Origin of the sequence: Neptunomonas japonica DSM 18939 (genome assembly GCF_000422765.1) — a bacterium.
GTDB classification, from domain to species: Bacteria; Pseudomonadota; Gammaproteobacteria; order Pseudomonadales; family Balneatricaceae; genus Neptunomonas; species Neptunomonas japonica.
Map to the genome: position 1 here is coordinate 233,529 of NZ_AUGR01000002.1, position 17,315 is coordinate 250,843.

Below are 17,315 nucleotides of genomic sequence, written 5' to 3' on the forward strand. Positions count from 1 at the left end.
GCTTTATTCTTCATCTTCCATCTGGCTTTCTAACCACATGGCGTTAATAATGCCAAAACTGCAGGCGAGTAAAACCCCTAAAACCCAAGCGAAATACCACATGCTGTTCTCCTATTAATAAAATGAAATGCTGTTGCTTTCGATCGCTTCTGGTTCAACACGGCCCCACATTTTGTAGTAACTCCAAACGGTGTAAGCCAAAATCAGCGGCACAAAAAAGATCACCACCCACAGCATTATTTCTAACGTAAGCTGGCTAGATGTTGCGTCCCACAGGGTTAAACTACTGGCTAAGTCCAGCGATGATGGCATCAAGAAAGGAAACAGCGTAGTGCCTGCCAGTAAAATGATGGCCGTTATTGATAGCGCGCTACTTAGAAACGCCCAGCCGTAGAGTGCTAGTTTTGTTAATAAACTCGTTAACAAAGGTAAGACGACTGCGAAAGCGGGCAGTAACCAGAGTTGTGGATAAGTCGCAAAGTTTGCAAACCAGTCATCGGTGCGAGCTACCGTTTTACTTAATGGATTCGAGCTGGCATCGCTTATAACGGCACTACTAATTTCGTACCCGGGGATCGCCGTTACTAGCCAAACGCCAGCAAAGATAAGTAATAGGCTTAGCATTGGGGCAGTTAAGGCGGCGGTTGTTCTGGCGCGCATTTGTACCTCGCCTCCCGCGCGCATTTGTAACCAGGTAGCGCCATGTGAAATAAGCATGACCACACTGGTTAGGCCGCACAACAAAGCAAATGGATTGAGTAGTGCCCAAAAAGATCCACTATAAGTTGGGCGGGTAAATTCATCAAAGCTAAAAGGTACGCCTAGGAACAAGTTCCCAAAGGCTACGCCAAACACTAAAGCGGGTACAAAAGAACCTATACACAGGCCACGGTCCCAATTGTTACGCCAGCGCTGACTAGGCATTTTACTGCGATATTCAAAGCCAATGGGGCGAAAAAACAGTGCAAATAATACCAATAGCATTGCCCAGTAGAAGCCAGAAAATGCTGTGGCATAGACAAGTGGCCAGGCTGCAAAAAGCGCACCGCCGGCTGTCACGAACCATACTTGGTTACCGTCCCAGTGTGGCGCTATGGTGTTGATAATGACACGGCGTTCTGTATCCGTTTTACCGAGCAAAGGTAGCAACATGGCTGCGCCCAGATCAAAACCGTCGGTAACAGCAAAACCAATCAGTAAGACGCCAACAAGTAGCCACCACACTAGTCGCAGAGTTTCGTAATCAAACATGCTGCAGTCCTCCCTGCTGTTCGTTGTCGTAACGGCCGGTTTCTAATGCACTTGGGCCTTTGCGGATATACTTCATCATTAGGTAAACTTCGATAACTAGAAATAGTGAGTAGAGGCTGGCAAAGCCTGCGATGCTCATCCATAAATCGGCTTCAGTGAGGTTTGATGTGGCTACGTAGGTCGGTAGAATTTCACCAATAGCCCAAGGTTGGCGGCCAAACTCAGCGATAAACCAGCCCGTTTCAATCGCAATCCACGGTAGAGGCAGGCTGAAAAGGCAGAGCTTTAATAACCATGGAGTCTTGTGCTCACGACGACGCGCTGTGTAGTAAAACGCAGTGGCAAAGGTTAGCAGCATGATAAAACCGGAAGCCACCATAATACGGAAGGTCCAAAAGATCGGTGCCACCTGTGGAATAGTGTCCCGGGCCGCTGCTTTGATCTGTTCTTCGTTTGCATCAACAACATTTTCGGTAAAGCGCTTCAATAGCAAGCCATAGCCGAGATCATCACTTACGGCGCTAAATGCGGCACGGTTTTCTGCATTGTCTTCACCATTTCGTAGTTTCTGTAGCAAACCATAGGCGATCATTCCGTTACGAATGCGTACTTCACTGGCAGTGATTAAATCTTTGATCCCAGTGACTTCTGTATCAGTTGAACGGGTGGCTATCAGACCGAGCAAATAGGGAATACGCACCGCGTAATCTGTAGTTTGGTTTTCTTGATCGGGCAATCCAATCAACGTAAAGGCAGCAGGCGCCGGGTGTGTTTCCCATTCAGATTCGATGGCCGCTAATTTTACTTTCTGTACATCGCCTACTTCATAGCCACTTTCATCGCCCAGAATGATGACCGATATGATAGAGGCTAGGCCAAAGGCTGAGGCAATCGCAAAGGAGCGTCTTGCAAAGCCTACGTCTTTATTGAGTAGTAGGTAGAGAGCGCTAATCGACAACACAAACATGGCACCGGTCACATAGCCTGCTGAAACGGTATGTACAAACTTGACCTGCGCAACCGGATTAAAAATCACCTCTGTAAAGCTGTCCATCTCCATGCGCATGGTTTCGAAATTGAAATAAGCACCGACCGGGTTTTGCATCCAGCCATTAGCAATAAGAATCCACAAGGCAGAGAAGTTTGAGCCGATAGCAACTAGCCAGGTTACTGAAAGATGCTGCACCCGAGAGAGGCGGTCCCAACCGAAGAAGAATAAGCCGATAAAGGTCGACTCTAAAAAGAAAGCCATTAGCCCTTCTATGGCCAGTGGTGCACCAAAAACATCACCCACATAATGTGAGTAATAGGCCCAATTCGTACCAAATTGAAACTCCATAGTCAGGCCTGTTGTCACGCCTAATGCGAAGTTGATACCAAAGAGCTTCCCCCAAAAACGGGTCATGTCTTTGTAAATTTGCTTGTTGGTCATCACGTAAACGGACTCCATGATGGCCAACATGAATGACAACCCTAAAGTCAGGGGGACAAATAAAAAGTGATACAGCGCCGTTAGGGCAAACTGCCAGCGGGATAGCTCCACAACTGTTTCGGAAACCATAAACCACGACCTTTGTTAAATGTAAAACCGGCTTATGCCGGAAGTAATGAACAATAAGCTGAGTAACTTACTCAGGTATTAGCACAAGCTATGCCAGGTTTTTATCTACACAAAAGTGCTTAAAAGCCTGCTAATAATGGCTTATTGATAGCAGGAACATAGATTTTTGATATTCACGATGTAAGTTTTGTCATTTATTGACAAAAGTGACAAATGAGTAAAAGTTTTTACGAACAGCTAAATAGGTGTGTAGCCTTCAAGCATTACGTCGTAAACAGGCCTTATTAATGACTTTTCCATTACCCAAGCCAGTTGGCTTTTTTCCAAAGGGTCAACAACTTCAAAAGGTAGTGCGGTGACAGGCTGCATGCTGTAATCGAACTCCCAAAGCATCGCGTGTCCGACATCAAGAATCATTGGGCAGGAGGTGTAGCCATTCCACCGGGCAGTCACTTTTTCTTCACGCAAGAGTGATAAGAGGTTTTTTGCAACAACAGGGAGTTGTGCTTTCACTGACGCAGCAGTTTTTCCTATGGGAGTGCCAACCGTGTCACCTAAACCGAAAACGTTGTGATAGCGTTTGTGTTGCAAGCTGTATTGATCGACCTCAAGGTAGCCTTTGAACCTGTCGTTGTCTGCCAGTGCGGAATTACGCACAACAGGAATAGGCGACATGGGAGGTACAATATGTATGAAGTTCCACGGTTGCTGGGCTTGGGTGCCATCGGGCGTTGAAAACCATGCTTTCTGACTCTGGGTGTCAATTGCTTTAAGCTCGTGTTGGTAGTGCGCAGTTATTTGCCTTTCTTGCCAGATATCTTGAAGACGTTTGTTAAATACTTTGACGGCAAACAGGCTGTTTTCGGCGGTCATGTAATGAACGTTAAACTGCTCTCTTTTACCCCCTTTACGAACGAAATACTCTACTAAATTAGCTGCTTTCATCGGAGCGCCAGCACACTTCATCGCACCATGTGGGCGGGTGAAAACGGCCTCTCCACCGTTTGATTGTGCAAATTTCAACGCTTGCTGGTGGCTAGCAACCCCTGCCTCAGGACTTAAATAAATGCTGGCAATACCATCCTTGCCTATCTGTTGGGTATCCAGGCCTTCTATTAAGTCGTAGCGTAGTTCTAAGCCGGTAGCGACAATGAGGTAGTCGTAGCTAAGAGCATCGTTTTTACTGGTACGCACCTGATTATGCTCAGGATCAAACTCACTAATTTCTGCGGTTATCCATTTTATATCAGAGTTTATGTATTGTTGGTTGCTGCTTACAACATCGGCTTGGGTCTTATAAGCCCCGGCTAACAAAAGCGTTTGCCCAGGTTGATACCAATGATACGGGCGAGGATCAACGACAGTTATGTGAGCACCTTTTAAGTACATTTGGAGTTTGTTGGCGATACCTATGCCAGCAGCACCACCTCCGGCGATGAGTATGCGGGCTTGAGTTTCTAATTTGCTTAGCTCCCAGCCTAAAATACCTGCAGCTGATGCGGCGCCAAGCGAAGCACCTGTTATAAGAAGATTGCGTCGGCTAATTGACATAATTGTTCACCCTTTAGGTTTGTGCAATAAAATGGGGTGTGAGTTGTTAGATTATTCACCCTAACTAAAAGACAAGCATGTGTTGTGCCATAAAATTGATTGTTATAGCTTGTTGATAATAATGATTTATTTTGTTTTTCAGGGGCTTGTGAATATATGTTCAGTAGATTTGAGCTAGAAATGACACAATTAATGCCAGTTATGACTAATGACAGTGAGTGCTGTTTTCTGAGTGAATTATTTCGATGAGGAGGGCTCTGTGATACAGAGCCCTTGTGGTGTTATCTATCTGTTCTGTATATTTTGGCAGGGTTTGGCTTGGCTTTCCAAGGAAGGCCTGCGTTTTGCCAACCATTTTTAATTCGTAGGCCGGATTTCTCTCCCTCTTTCACTTTTCCACCCTGAAAACCATTAATAACATAGTGGGCATTAGCAAAGCCGTTCTCTTTTAAAAATTTAGCACTGGGCAAACCGCGTTCACTTCCTGAGCGACACATGGTAATGATAGTGGCATTTTCATCCAGCCCTTGTGCTGTTAAGGCTGCCTTCACTTGAGAGATAAAGTCAGGGTTCTTATAAAGACGAAAGCGCTTTTTTTGTTTATCCCATTGTGAGCGGTCTACCATTAAGTAGGGGATGTTAAGGTCTACTTCGTCAGTAAAACCAATAAACATAATCTCTACTGGATCACGAACGTCGATAAATAGGACGTTCTCATTTTGTTTGATTAACGCTTGAGTGTCTTGTGGGTTAATGCCTATTTCATCGGCGCTTGCTAAGCCCAGTGGTGCAGCGAGTAACGTGGCGAGCACGGTGCGTATGATGATGCTTTTCATGATAAAACTCACTTTCAAACGGGTTAGAAGTTGTATACACGCACATTGCTTGACGACATCATGCTTGCCATTTGTGGCGGTGTAGCAACACTGACATCTTGACGTAAATCTTGTTTATTGTGGGTGCTATTTGGTAAGTAAAGAGCGCATACGCTGATATTACCGCCACTTTTTTGCAACTTAAGCATAAGCTGCTCTGGCGTGACATTACGTGGTTTTAAGGTTGTGCTTGTGGTGGTTTTCAGGGCTAAATCGCCAGCTTTATCACACAAAAGAACATCGACAGAGACTCCTTTTGCCTGCATTGCATTACCTAAAACCATCGCCATTCCTTGCGTTTGTAATGATGGGCTAGTGAGTATTATGAGCGCTTGATCTGCTTGCGTGGCGCTATCTTCTGCTTGTACTGCTGTGATAGATAAGGATCCGACAACTAGGCATGCTGCAGCAATGTGTTTGATTGATTTCATATCAGTTCTCACTATAAAGGGAAGGAGTAATAAATTAGATGATATTAAATTAGATTTATCTAATATATTGAATTAAAATAGATATGTAAAGAACATAAAGTGAAATGCTTATATGGCTAACAGGTTGGTGTAGGTTTTCTGTGTCAAAAGAAAAGGGTATGAAATGTACAAAAAAAGACCGCTCTCTGAGAAAGCGGCCAAAGGACTAGCTCTAAAGGACTGGTTTAAAAGAACCTAATTGACCGGTAACTAGATCATTTTTCGAACGTTATCAGTTGGAATATGTGGGATTTCTAGTTCATCCAGTGTTTTGTATTCAAACTCTGCGTTAATGGCTCTTACCCATTTGTGAGCGCGGGGTAACAATTGGCGGTCATCTGTTTGCATGCGCCCACGTGCAACTAGGATTCCCATATCTGCACCTAAATACGCATAATCACCGGCATTATAAACACGTATATAAAAAGCATCCTGACCGTCACTTACATTGTTCCAGTCGATGCTGTTACGGACAAAAGTGATATTGCCATCATCAAGCATACGCCAGATGCCTGATTGCGGCGCTTTTGTGATTGAGCGTACTTCATCGGTCGTGTGCTTGAGTACAAGTTGTGTCCAGCTGCCAAAGTCTGACCAGCGCTTTTGAATCTCATCAACATCAATTTCAAAGTCGACATCCATAAATTCAAGTAGATGAAACAGCATTAATGGTATGCCGCCATATTTTGATGTCACTAAGTTTGTAAGTGGGCTGGCACCACTGATGCGTGGGTTGATTTCACCTAGGTAGACTTCGCCATCATCGGTATCGACGAGGTAATCAAAGCAGAAGGTACCGCGATAACCTGTTTCGTAGAGCTTGTCTCCCATGGCTTTAACCATGCCGATGATCTTGTCGCGCTGTGCTCCTTCTAGGATCTCAGGGAAAATATCATTTCCACACCAGCCGCCTTTATAGGGTGTTAGTTCTTGATAACCTGTGATGTCTGTTTGTAATGGCCCAACCATGGTACCGCAACGTGTGGCAACAGCTTCAACTGTGCCCGGTATGTGATTGATGTACTTCATCACCTTTAGCGTTTCGCCAATAACCTTATCGGCTACTTTTTCCCAGTCAGCTTCGTTGCTAATGAAGTAGGTAGTTTTGCCGGAGTCGCCATAAGGGGTTTGTACAACGAGTTTCTCTCCAAGATTATTTTCAGCCGCTAAGGCACGCAGCTCTTGATAGCTTGATGCTTTAACATCAACAATGTTGGGAGCACTGGCAACGCCTGCTTCATTAGCGAGTTGAGTAGTGACAATTTTAGAGTCTAGGCGAGTACGTAGTTCTGCAGGAGGCAACGCAATATCAACCCCTAGCTTCTTGGCAATCTCTTCTGTTTTTTCATCGAACATAACGGTAAGTATTTTGCCTTTACCGCCGTTTCTCTGAAATAGGTCGACAGATTCTTTATGGCTTAATAGGTAATTAACCATATCTTCCATCGACTGAAATTCTCTTTCAGTATTCTGTTCCGGGTTGGTAACGCGAAAGTGACCGCCATCAAACGAGTCGAAATGGGTAATATATTTAAACCCCTGAACCCACTGTCCCAAGCCAAGAATGTTATAGGCAGTAGGTGAAACGAAGTAAATAGGTGTGGTGTTCTTACGGAAAAAACGATAAATATCGGATAAACCGCGAAGCTTTTCTGGCGTACTCATAATTTCGTCCTCATTATTATTATCTTTTGCATCGGTTGTGTTTTCTTCCAGTTTTCTTTCATCTCTTTTTGAGAAAATAGATCTGAAAATATAGGTCGGTAGTGATGTTATTTTTGTTATTAAAGAGGTCATTCAGCTCCAGCAGTGTTCTTTAATTTTTTTAAAAAGTAGGGGCTTAGCTTACTAGGCATACTTTATATCCAGTGTTTGTTCAGGGAAATGGTCGAATGTTAGGTTTAGCATGTGTTGCGGCCAAATGTAGCTAACATGCCCAGCTGCTGGCTTATACACTACTGTGTACAAAGTCCCTGACTCATTACTGTCGTGCGGACGGTATAGCGGCGGGTGTAAAAACTGTGTGACAGTATTTGTTAAAGAGGTTTCATGGTTGGCATTAATCCAGTTAAGTGCATCTAATCTGGTACCTGAGTCTTTAAGAAACAGCGGCTTACCTATTTCAATAGGGTCTTGGTGGTTAGTAGATGTCATTTCCTGAGTAACCGATGGCTTCCTATCTGGCGCGATCATCACAGTGGCATGATTGCCGTGTTTGTCGAGCAAGGCAATGTTGTAGTCCAGATGTACAGGCACTCTTTTCAGAACGGCAACGGCATCCTCAATTGTGAGGCAGGTTTCCAAAATGTATCGAACGACAAGCGTAATAGCAAAGCCTTTTCCTTCGATTAAACGGCCACCGTAATTGATAGAAACCGCTAGGCCTGCATCGTTAATACCGTCTAATACTCCCCATACGCAGTCCGCCATGGCTATTACCTGCTTGTCGAGCCATTTTGTACGGAAAATGGTGCCTTCGCATAAAAATGCAGGAAAATCGTAGTTGCGGATTAGTGCCGTTTGCTCCTTTTTATAGATAAGCTGGGAACAGGCGGAGTAGAAGGTTGGAGGGCAGTACAAGCTAAGAAATCTGGCTTGCAAGTCATCGCAATCTAATAGTTTGAGAATCTCCTGATAGACGGGAACAAGCTCTGGCATATGCTCTTGTAATGCAGATATACACTCTAAATAACTAGGGCGTGCTTCTTCCCCATCATCCAAGTACCAGGCCCGATAAGCTGGCCAGTTTTTGTTAAATAACTGGCCAAATTTCTTACCGATGGTTGCTTCATCGATCACGTCAAACTGCAGGTTTCTCACTAAGATACTATCTCCGTACGTGTTGCTTGGCTTATTGAACGTGCTGGCAATTGCATACTCATAGGGCGGCTGCTATTTAGAACCTAGCTCGTTCTTCTCTTTTAAAGAATCTTTTGGAGAATTATCCCAGCCGATGATGCTTTCGAGCTGCTCTGCGATATCTAATACCGAAGCATCGCTACCAACAGGCGCGGCTACTTGGATGGATAAAGGGAGGTTCTCATCACCTAGCCCCATCGGTAGTGCGCAGGCAGGCATTCCAGTGAGGTTGGCATCATAGAGAAAAGAGACCCAATCTAACCACGGATTAGTAATTTTTGTCGATCCCACGTATTTAGGGTAACGGCGAGTATGTTTAAATGCTTCAATGCCTAGTGTCGGTGTTATAAAAAACGAGCTTGCGTTTCTTTCAAACATAGTTGTGTAGGCTGTATGGATAACCTCACGATGATCTTCTGCCGCGTTAAACTCCTCTTCTGTAAGGCTCGCACCAAAGTGCAATGTATCCAGAGTGCCTTTCTCTAAGTCTTTTAGAGGAGAATCTTTTTTCTTTTGGAAACTCCATGAGTCGTAGTGAGCAGATGTTGCCCAAGCAACAACGGATGAAGGCAGGTGCGGGTGGTCGTAAACGATTTCTGCACCGGCTTCTTTTAGCTTTCTAACTATCTCGCGAAAGGTCAGGCGCACATCATCATCGATGGGTGCAAAGCCAAGGTCTTCGGAGACAATTATTTTTTGACCAGACAGCGTTAAAGGATTATGTGCATGAGCAGCAAGATCATCTACATAGGCTTTGTCATCATTATTAGCTGCAACCACAGAATACATTAAGCGTACATCTGCTACGCTGCGCGCCATTGGGCCGTAGGAAACAATGGTGCTCCATGAAGGAAAGCAGGGTTCACGAGGTACCGCTTTGAATGAAGGCTTGAAGCCCACAATGCCACAAAATGCAGCAGGAATACGAATCGACCCGCCGCCATCGCCACCAAGAGATAACGTACCCGCTCCAGCGGCCACGGCCACACCAGCGCCGCCTGAAGAGCCTCCACAGGTGCGCTCAGTATTCCAAGGATTAGAGGTTGTACCGTAAAGTTCGGATGAGGTTGTACCCGTTAAACAAAACTCTGGACAAGTCGTTTTAGCGAAGATAACAGCGCCGGCTTCTTCTAAGCGTTGAACTGCAGCGCTAGTGGCGTGAGGAGCAAAGTCTTGTTGTGTGCGCGAGCCATTAGTGCAGGGAACACCTTCCAGCCATTGAGAGTCTTTAATCGTAATAGGTAGGCCGCATAACGGCCCTCCTAAGCCTTTGGCTAATAGCTCGTCTGCATGAGCCGCTGCTTTGCGTGCTCGCTCATAGAGTTTGATAGAAAATGGATTATAAGCTTGTGCGACATGCTCTGCATGTAGGATTGTTTCTTCGAGAAGCTCTGTCGCTGAGATATGGTGAGCGCGCAGATCTGCAACGAGTTCAACAGCCGTTTTATTGCCCAGTTTCATCAAGAGTCCTTTATTAGACTTATTATTAATGGCTTCTGTATACCCGCTTGAAGTGCATAGATACTTCGTATTCGCCGGTTGTCGAGCCTTACAACATGGCTCATAATGTAAAATCATCTCGCTAAAAAAGCAACACTATGAATCATGATGTATGACAATGAGAGTCTGGAGGCTTTCCTCCAAATAGCAGGAAATATTACTCAAGCCGAACTTTCTTTTGTACGTGACCAAGGGAGGATAGGTGATTATGCAGTAGCTTATCGAGTCTATAGAAATAAGCAGGGTGGTGGTTTTGGTGACCCTGATAAGCACCCGTTTGCTTGGGCTGCGATTGTGTATGTTGATGGTGTGCCATTGCGCCTAAACAGTGCTCGTGGTGATTGTCGTGAGTGGTCAACATTAGACAGGATGGCACAATGGATGCTGGATAACGGCTTTACCTATTGGTGGGCGCGCAATGATTTAGAAATCGGCAGTGTAGAGCCGCTGGATACCGCAGCCGAATCACTTGGGTTTCCACAAGGCTAAAGGCTAATAGTCGGTAGTGGATAACAGAGTAGTTTTTGATGATTGCTAAAACAGGATTGTCTTATGTTCGATATATTAAACATTGGTTGAGTGTGCGTTTTTCATCAAAGTAGGTGAAAGCAGCGAAATATAGAGTTTGAAAAATAAGTGATCATCACTGTTATTTTATATTTTATTTAACATAAACAACGACTTATGTTAATTTTTCTTCGTTGTTTCTTTCATCTGGGTTCTTGAGTTTTTTTCATGCACTTCGGTTGAATCTATCAAATTTTACAAAACAGCATGCAAACGTAGCTTTTAATTTACACCAAACGGTGTTAAAAATACCGCACAGCTACCCGGTCGTAGGTAGAGACGTTATCAGAGAGCTTCTGGTAGAGCATAGATAGAATGAGTTTATACAGTTCTTAAGTGTTTCTGCCTAAAATAAGCTATCAATACATATAAGAAAAAAGGAATCAGATAGTGAAAAGAAGAGACTTACTGAAAGCAGCTGCCACCGGTATCGCTGCAGCACCACTCGCCCTAACAGCAACATCTGCACATGCTGGCGATAAAGTTAACCTAAGAATGCAAACGCTGTACGGAACAGAAACTGATGATCTGTACAAAGCTTTTGCAAACGATATCAAAACAAGTTCTAACAAAAGTGTTCGTATAACGCGTTTTCGTGGTAGCGAACTTGTAGCAAATGACCAGATGCTAGATGCCGTATCTAAAGGTACTTTGGATATGTGTCAGGGTTATGGTGGCTACTGGGCTGGCCAGCTAGATATCGCTAAGATTGAAAGTGGTATTCCAGGCGCTTGGACTAGCTATGATGAAGCTATGTACCTGCACCAAGCTAAAGGTCTGGGTGATCTGCTTACAGAAGCTTATGCTGAAAAAGGCGTACATTACTTAGGTCCAGTATTTGGTGGTCCGTACGACCTGCTAACAACTAAGCCTGTTAAGAGCTTGGATGATCTGAAAAACATGAAGATTCGCGCAACAGCTACTGTGGCTGCGATTCTTGAAAAGTTCGGTATTCCAACCGTATACCTACCAAGCCAAGAGCTCTATATTGCACTGTCTACTGGTGCGATTGATGGTGTGATTTATGGCGGATCTTTGGAATATAAAGCACTAAAACTGCACGAAGCAGCTAAACATTACACTTACCTAAACATGATCAACCCTGGTTATGCTGATGGTATGTTGATCAATAAGAAAAAGTGGGACTCTATGTCTCCTGATCAGCAAAAAGTTATTGAACTAGCTACCGCTAAGCATTCAACTAACATGCATGCTTGGAATGTTAACGGTTGTCTTGATGTGAACGGCGAAGGCATCTTCGAATTTGCTTCTTTACCTGCTGAAGACTCTAAAGCGTTGACGGTTGCAGCCATGGATGTGTGGAAAGAAGAAGCTAAAAAATCTGAGCGTAACAGCAAGGCGGTTGATGCAATCATCGCAACAGCTAAGGCTACCGGGAGAGCTTAATGTCAACACTCTCTCAATATCTTGCTTTTCAAGACAGGGTATCTGAGTGGGTGGGCAAGACCGTCTCCTGGATGTGTCTTGCCATGATTGCTGTGCTTGCTTATGAGGTGGCGGCCCGTTATTTGTTTAATAGCCCTACCTCATGGGCGCATGAAAGTACCACGATGTTATATGGTACTTTCTGCATACTGGCGGGTGTCTATACTCATAGACACCACAGCCATGTGAAAAGTGAAGTGATCTATAACCTGTTCTCAGTTCGCACCAGAGCCATTATGGATGTGATAACCGGCTCGATTGGCTTGGTTGTATTCGGCGTTTTCTTTGTGATTACCTTTAATTATGCTGCGGAATCATGGGCAATTAAAGAGGTCTCATCAAAGAGTACTTGGGGACCCATTGTTTACCCTTTTAAATCCGTTCTCCCTCTGGCCATCGCTCTGATGATGTTGCAAAGCTTAGCAGGCTTGATTCGTAGCCTGATTGTCGCTCTGGGTATGCAACTAGAAGAAAAAAGCTAGTTCGCAATAGTGTGATACTTGGCTGGTTTTCGAAGGGGTTAATTGCTCTGTTAGTTTTATATATCTGTGATTTTTGTCAGAGAACCTTGTTTGGCTAAGAGGTCGATAAGAATAGTGCAGTTGTATACTGAAAAAACGAAGGTGTATCCGTGTTAGATCTAGATCCTTTATTGGTTACCGCAGGCATGTTTTGCTCCATGCTGGTGCTTTTGGCGATGGGGGCTCCGCTCACTTGGGCGTTGCTTACCGTGGGCACAGGTTCCGCCTATTTTCTTTGGGGGCCAGCAGGCCTCGAATTGATGGCTCACAGTGCTTTCGGGGCGATGGATAATTTCCTGCTGGTAGCACTCCCAATGTTTATTTTTATGGGATTAATGCTGCAGCGATCCGGCATCACTGATGACCTGTTTGAAATGATTAATAAGCTCATGGGCGGCGTTCCTGGTGGTTTGGGAATGGGAACTGTGATTGTCTGTGCGATTATCGCAGCGCTTGCTGGGGTTTCAGGGGCTGCAACCGTTAGCTTAGGCATTATTGCATTGCCCGCGATGCTCAAACGAGGCTACGACAAGAAGCTAGTCACCGGTACTATTATGGCGGGTGGCGCATTAGGGTTTTTGATTCCACCTAGCGTATTGATGATCGTATACGCATTTCTTGCCCGAGAGTCGGTAGGTAAATTGTTTGCAGCAGGTTTGATGCCTGGCTTAATGTTGGCCGGTATCTACATGCTTTACATCTACCTGTTTGCGAAAAAGAATCCGGAAAAAGCGCCACCAATTCCTCTAGAAGAGCGAGTGAGTGGTTTTGGTAAAATTAAAGCGCTTAAGGCTTTGGTTCTGCCGGGTATTCTTATTGGTACTGTGTTGGGTTTCATCGTCGGTGGTGTGACATCGCCTTCAGAAGCATCAGCTATTGGTGCAGCGGGCTCACTCATCTGTGCGGCAATATATCGCACATTGAATATGAAAATGCTTAAAGAAGTACTCATGAGCACTACGCAGCTAATGGGTATGTTGATCTGGATTACCGTAGCAGCGGTATTCTTCAGTAAAGTCTATATTGGTTTGGGGGCTGGATCACTGCTTACCGAGCTAGTAGAAGACGCGAATCTTTCGCCTTACTGGGTCATTATCGCGATGCTGGTAACGTACTTCGTGTTGGGTATGTTTCTGGATGACTTTGCGATTGTCTTTATTACTGTTCCTTTGTTCGTACCGATTGTTCAGGAGCTGGGATTCGATACAGTGTGGTTTGCAGTACTGTTTATTATCAGTATGCAAACGGCCTATCTCACGCCCCCCTTTGGGTACAATCTGTTTTACATGCGATCGGTGGCGCCTCCTTCAATAACCATATATGACCTGTATAAAGCGGTAATCCCGTTCATTATTTTGCAGGTTATCGGATTGGCACTGGTGGTTGCGTTTCCACAGATAGCGCTCTGGTTACCTGGAGTGATATTTGGATAGTTGGCATTAATAAATCGATGCTCTTTTATACACCCGCAGACTGTGAACAGTCATGCGGGTGTTTTTTTATGTAGCCCTGAGAAACCTGAAGGGGGAGGCCTCTCAAGGCTAGATCTGCATGCGTTTAAAACTTAAGCTGCATTCCTGCCAAGTAGCCAATGCTGCTATCGTCTTCATTGTTATCGCCAATTTCGGCAAATACACTGAAGTTTTTCTTTTCTGGAAACTTATAGGTTACGTTTGCGTACCAGCCAGTCACGTCATCTTTGCTTTTATCTTCGTTTGAATACCAAGGGCTGCTCTTAGAGCGCTACCTTAAGCATTTAGACAAGCTGCTGGCTTGTGCAAAGTGATGTAGATACCTTCTTGCCTCATAGTAACGTTGGTCAGCGTATTGGCGCTAGCCGTACTACTGCGCGACGATATCTGGATTTTTTGGTAAGCAATAACGAGCTTTTTGCAGAAGTGAGCTACGGTAGCGTTGGTAGGCCAGAAAGAAAATATAAAAGTGTTTAAGGCAGGTCTTCGTTGTCGGTATTGAGGAGAGCTTTGTAGCGCTTGTGAAAGCAGAGGTTTCCCTCCGCTGTCATACATTCTTGCCAGCAATGTTTGCTGGCAAGAAAAGTCACTTATTACTTCATAGAAATAGTAGTGTGGACTTTATTAGACGTTGTACCAGGTTCAAACCATCGAGCAGATACTGTCTTTGTTTGAGTCCAGAACTGAACGGCTTGTTGGCCGTTAGGCCCTAAGTCGCCAAGCTTAGATGCACGTGACCCAGTAAAGCTGAAGTAGGCAACAGGTACTGCAATTGGGATATTGATACCCACTTGCCCTACATCTACGTTATTTTCGAACCAGCGAGCGTTCCAGCCTGAGTTGGTAAAGATGGCAGTACCATTACCATTTTCGTTAGCGTTGATAATATCAGTAGCACTCTCTAGATCATCAGCGCCCATCACACACATGACAGGACCGAAGATTTCCTGAGTGTAGATATCCATTTCAGTAGTGACATCTGAAAACAAGGTAGGGCCGACGAAGTTTCCTTGTGGATAACCTTCAACAGCGACACCGCGGCCATCGAGTAATAAGGATGCACCTTGCTGAACACCTGTTTCAATAAGCCCTTCAACACGTGCTTGTGCTTGTGGAGAAACAAGCGGGCCTAAATCTGCGTCGCGATTGCTACCAGGGCCTATGATCATGCTTTTGGCGCGCTCAACCATTTCTGGTAACCACTCACGTGCTTCACCCACTAAAATTACAATGGAGTTAGCCATGCAGCGTTGACCTGCAGCACCAAAGCAAGAACCCAGCATATGGTTAATTGCTTGGTCTTTATTGGCGTCAGGCATGATAACTGCGTGATTTTTTGCCCCCATCATGCACTGTGCACGTTTACCTGTGCTGCTAGCGCGATTATAAAGAGATGTGCCGACATGAGTAGAACCGATAAAAGACAGCGCCTTAACATCAGGATGCTCTGCAAGACGGTTAGCAACATCGGCGCCACCGTGCACGACATTCAATACACCAGCAGGAACACCCGCTTCCATCGCCAACTCAACTAAGCGCATAGTTGATGTAGGGTCTTGTTCAGAAGGCTTTAAAACAAATGTGTTACCGCATGCGATTGCTATCGGGAACATAAAGCAAGGCAGCATAATTGGGAAGTTAAACGCAGTAATACCCACACCAACACCTAGTGGTTTGTTGAGCGTATATACATTAACGTCACCCGCAACATTGTCAGCTATCTCGCCCAGCTGGAGTTTAGTGATGAGGCAAGCATTCTCGATGGCTTCTAGTCCACGGCCAACTTCACCTTCGGCATCAGGTAGTGTTTTACCGTGTTCTAAGCTTATTAGCTCAGCGATTTCTTTGGTGTTGTCGCGTACCAATTGCTGGAATCGCAGCATAATCGCTTGGCGTTTGGCGACGGACACTTTACGCCAGCTTTTGAAAGCTTCTTTTGCGCTAGCAACGGCAGTATCGACTTCATCAAGTGTTGCAAACGGTACTTGGGCAACAACTTCTTGAGTGGCTGGATTAAGTACATCAGCCCAAATGCCGCTGGTGGTTTCAACTTTTTCGCCGTTAATAATCATAGATACTTGGGGAATGCTCATTATTACCTCCAGAGACATCATTAATAGATATCTGGGTTATGTTGCGCTGCATATAAAACTGCATTTATGCAAACAGTGTATTTATATTGATATCGAGGATAGCGGCAGGGTATCTTGTTAACAATAGACAGTTTGGCAATACAGCCTTGCATAATTGCAAAGCTATGATCATAAAGAGAATAGATATGAACTGGGATGACTTAAAGGTCTTTTTAGAAGTCGCGCGTACTGAGAAGCTATCACAAGCCGCTAAGCGCTTGGGTATAGATGCATCGACCGTTTCGCGGCGCTTACACCGTCTAGAGGACCAGTTGGCGACTCAGTTGTTTGATCGCAGCACCGAAGGTCATAGTCTCACAGAGCATGGCCAGTTACTGTTACAAACTGCGCGTGATATGGATCAGCGTGCCCAAGCGGCTAATGATATTTTACAGGGTAAAAATTTAGAGAACCAAGGTAAGGTTCGCCTTGGTGTTACTGAGGCTTTTGGTAATGACTTTATTGCGCCTGAGCTGGCGCGTTTTTGCCAGCACAATCCCCAGATCATTATTGATCTATTGCCTTTACAGCGCTTCGTTAAGTGGTCTCATCAGGAAGTAGAGATTGCCGTTACGATTGAAAAACCGCCAAATACCTCGCTCGTGGTTTCAAAGCTCTGTGATTATGGTCTTAGCATGTATGCCTCTCGTGATTATCTTGAGCACTGTGAGGTTATTAATGTGCCAGAAGATATTTATAAGCACCCACTGATTGGTTATGTAGATGACTTGGTGTTTAGTGATCAGTTGTCCTATTTAGAGCGCTTACTACCCAATTCAAACCCGTGCTTTCGCAGCACCAGTGTTGTCACACAATCGGTTGCCGTACGTGAAGGTCTTGGGCTGGCGATGCTGCCTCATTTTTTAGCACGAAGGCATCCGGATTTAATTCCGATCTTACCCCAGCAAACGAGCGTCGTGCGGACTTTTTGGATAGCTGTTCATCCCGAGCAGAAAAAACTAGCCCGTGTGAACAAGGTTTGGCAGCACTTAAAGCGCCATGCAGAGAACAATGCGATTATGCTGATGGAAGGAAACTAACCTAATGCTGATAAAGAGCACTTCTTAGTTGATAGGTTCTCTTGGCATTAGGTTAGGGGGGATTTACAAC

16 protein-coding genes and 1 pseudogene are annotated in these 17,315 nt (G+C 44.9%); 6 read left to right on the plus strand and 11 right to left on the minus strand.

Annotation, left to right across the window (positions count from 1 at the left end; genetic code table 11):
• Positions 1-3 precede the first annotated feature (3 nt).
• From cydX to G511_RS0103205, 9 genes are all read right to left on the minus strand, one after another.
• Positions 4-102, minus strand: coding sequence for a cytochrome bd-I oxidase subunit CydX (gene cydX / locus G511_RS24130; RefSeq protein WP_028468339.1), 99 nt, complete (start codon positions 100-102; stop codon positions 4-6).
• Between the two features lie 12 nt (positions 103-114).
• Entirely contained in the window at positions 115-1,251 is a 1,137-nt protein-coding gene (cydB, locus tag G511_RS0103170; RefSeq protein ID WP_028468340.1) for a cytochrome d ubiquinol oxidase subunit II, read from the minus strand.
• Positions 1,244-2,812: a cytochrome ubiquinol oxidase subunit I gene (locus G511_RS0103175; RefSeq protein ID WP_028468341.1), complete on the minus strand. Its 1,569-nt coding sequence runs from the start codon at positions 2,810-2,812 to the stop codon at positions 1,244-1,246. The genes cydB and G511_RS0103175 overlap by 8 nt, the downstream gene beginning before the upstream one ends.
• Positions 2,813-3,049: 237 nt before the next feature.
• Positions 3,050-4,363, minus strand: a complete 1,314-nt coding sequence (locus G511_RS0103180) for an NAD(P)/FAD-dependent oxidoreductase (protein ID WP_036551059.1) — start codon at positions 4,361-4,363, stop codon at positions 3,050-3,052.
• Between the two features lie 281 nt (positions 4,364-4,644).
• Positions 4,645-5,199 (minus strand): rhodanese-like domain-containing protein, encoded by a 555-nt coding sequence (locus G511_RS0103185; protein ID WP_028468343.1) that lies wholly within the window; start codon positions 5,197-5,199, stop codon positions 4,645-4,647.
• 23 nt (positions 5,200-5,222) lie between these two features.
• The gene (locus G511_RS0103190; protein WP_028468344.1) at positions 5,223-5,669 is read right to left on the minus strand and encodes a DsrE family protein; all 447 of its coding nucleotides are present in this window, start codon (positions 5,667-5,669) and stop codon (positions 5,223-5,225) included.
• Between the two features lie 249 nt (positions 5,670-5,918).
• Entirely contained in the window at positions 5,919-7,505 is a 1,587-nt protein-coding gene (locus G511_RS0103195; RefSeq protein ID WP_245573804.1) for an ATP-binding protein, read from the minus strand.
• 51 nt (positions 7,506-7,556) lie between these two features.
• On the minus strand, positions 7,557-8,528 hold the full coding sequence (locus G511_RS0103200) for a C45 family autoproteolytic acyltransferase/hydrolase (RefSeq protein ID WP_036551062.1): 972 nt from the start codon (positions 8,526-8,528) through the stop codon (positions 7,557-7,559).
• 72 nt (positions 8,529-8,600) lie between these two features.
• On the minus strand, positions 8,601-10,028 hold the full coding sequence (locus G511_RS0103205; protein WP_028468347.1) for an amidase: 1,428 nt from the start codon (positions 10,026-10,028) through the stop codon (positions 8,601-8,603).
• 144 nt (positions 10,029-10,172) lie between these two features.
• On the opposite strand from G511_RS0103205, the gene G511_RS0103210 reads away from it, so the two are divergent.
• From G511_RS0103210 to G511_RS0103225, 4 genes are all read left to right on the plus strand, one after another.
• A complete protein-coding gene (locus G511_RS0103210) occupies positions 10,173-10,556 on the plus strand; it encodes a hypothetical protein (RefSeq protein WP_156905134.1) in 384 nt (127 codons plus the stop codon).
• A gap of 468 nt (positions 10,557-11,024) precedes the next feature.
• A complete protein-coding gene (gene dctP / locus G511_RS0103215) occupies positions 11,025-12,041 on the plus strand; it encodes a TRAP transporter substrate-binding protein DctP (RefSeq protein WP_028468349.1) in 1,017 nt (338 codons plus the stop codon).
• The gene (locus tag G511_RS0103220; protein ID WP_028468350.1) at positions 12,041-12,562 is read left to right on the plus strand and encodes a TRAP transporter small permease subunit; all 522 of its coding nucleotides are present in this window, start codon (positions 12,041-12,043) and stop codon (positions 12,560-12,562) included. The genes dctP and G511_RS0103220 overlap by 1 nt, the downstream gene beginning before the upstream one ends.
• Before the next feature lie 149 nt (positions 12,563-12,711).
• Entirely contained in the window at positions 12,712-14,034 is a 1,323-nt protein-coding gene (locus tag G511_RS0103225; RefSeq protein WP_028468351.1) for a TRAP transporter large permease, read from the plus strand.
• Between the two features lie 124 nt (positions 14,035-14,158).
• On the opposite strand, the gene G511_RS24795 is transcribed toward G511_RS0103225, so the two are convergent.
• Positions 14,159-14,293: a hypothetical protein gene (locus tag G511_RS24795; protein ID WP_281170391.1), complete on the minus strand. Its 135-nt coding sequence runs from the start codon at positions 14,291-14,293 to the stop codon at positions 14,159-14,161.
• Positions 14,294-14,415: 122 nt separating this feature from the next.
• Between G511_RS24795 and G511_RS24135 the strand changes: the two are divergent.
• Positions 14,416-14,550, plus strand: a pseudogene (locus tag G511_RS24135) (response regulator); the annotation flags it as partial.
• A 116-nt stretch (positions 14,551-14,666) separates the two neighbouring features.
• Here G511_RS24135 and G511_RS0103235 read toward each other — a convergent pair.
• A complete protein-coding gene (locus G511_RS0103235) occupies positions 14,667-16,166 on the minus strand; it encodes a CoA-acylating methylmalonate-semialdehyde dehydrogenase (RefSeq protein ID WP_028468352.1) in 1,500 nt (499 codons plus the stop codon).
• A gap of 185 nt (positions 16,167-16,351) precedes the next feature.
• On the opposite strand from G511_RS0103235, the gene G511_RS0103240 reads away from it, so the two are divergent.
• Positions 16,352-17,245, plus strand: a complete 894-nt coding sequence (locus tag G511_RS0103240) for a LysR family transcriptional regulator (protein WP_051221495.1) — start codon at positions 16,352-16,354, stop codon at positions 17,243-17,245.
• The last annotated feature ends 70 nt before the right edge of the window (positions 17,246-17,315 follow it).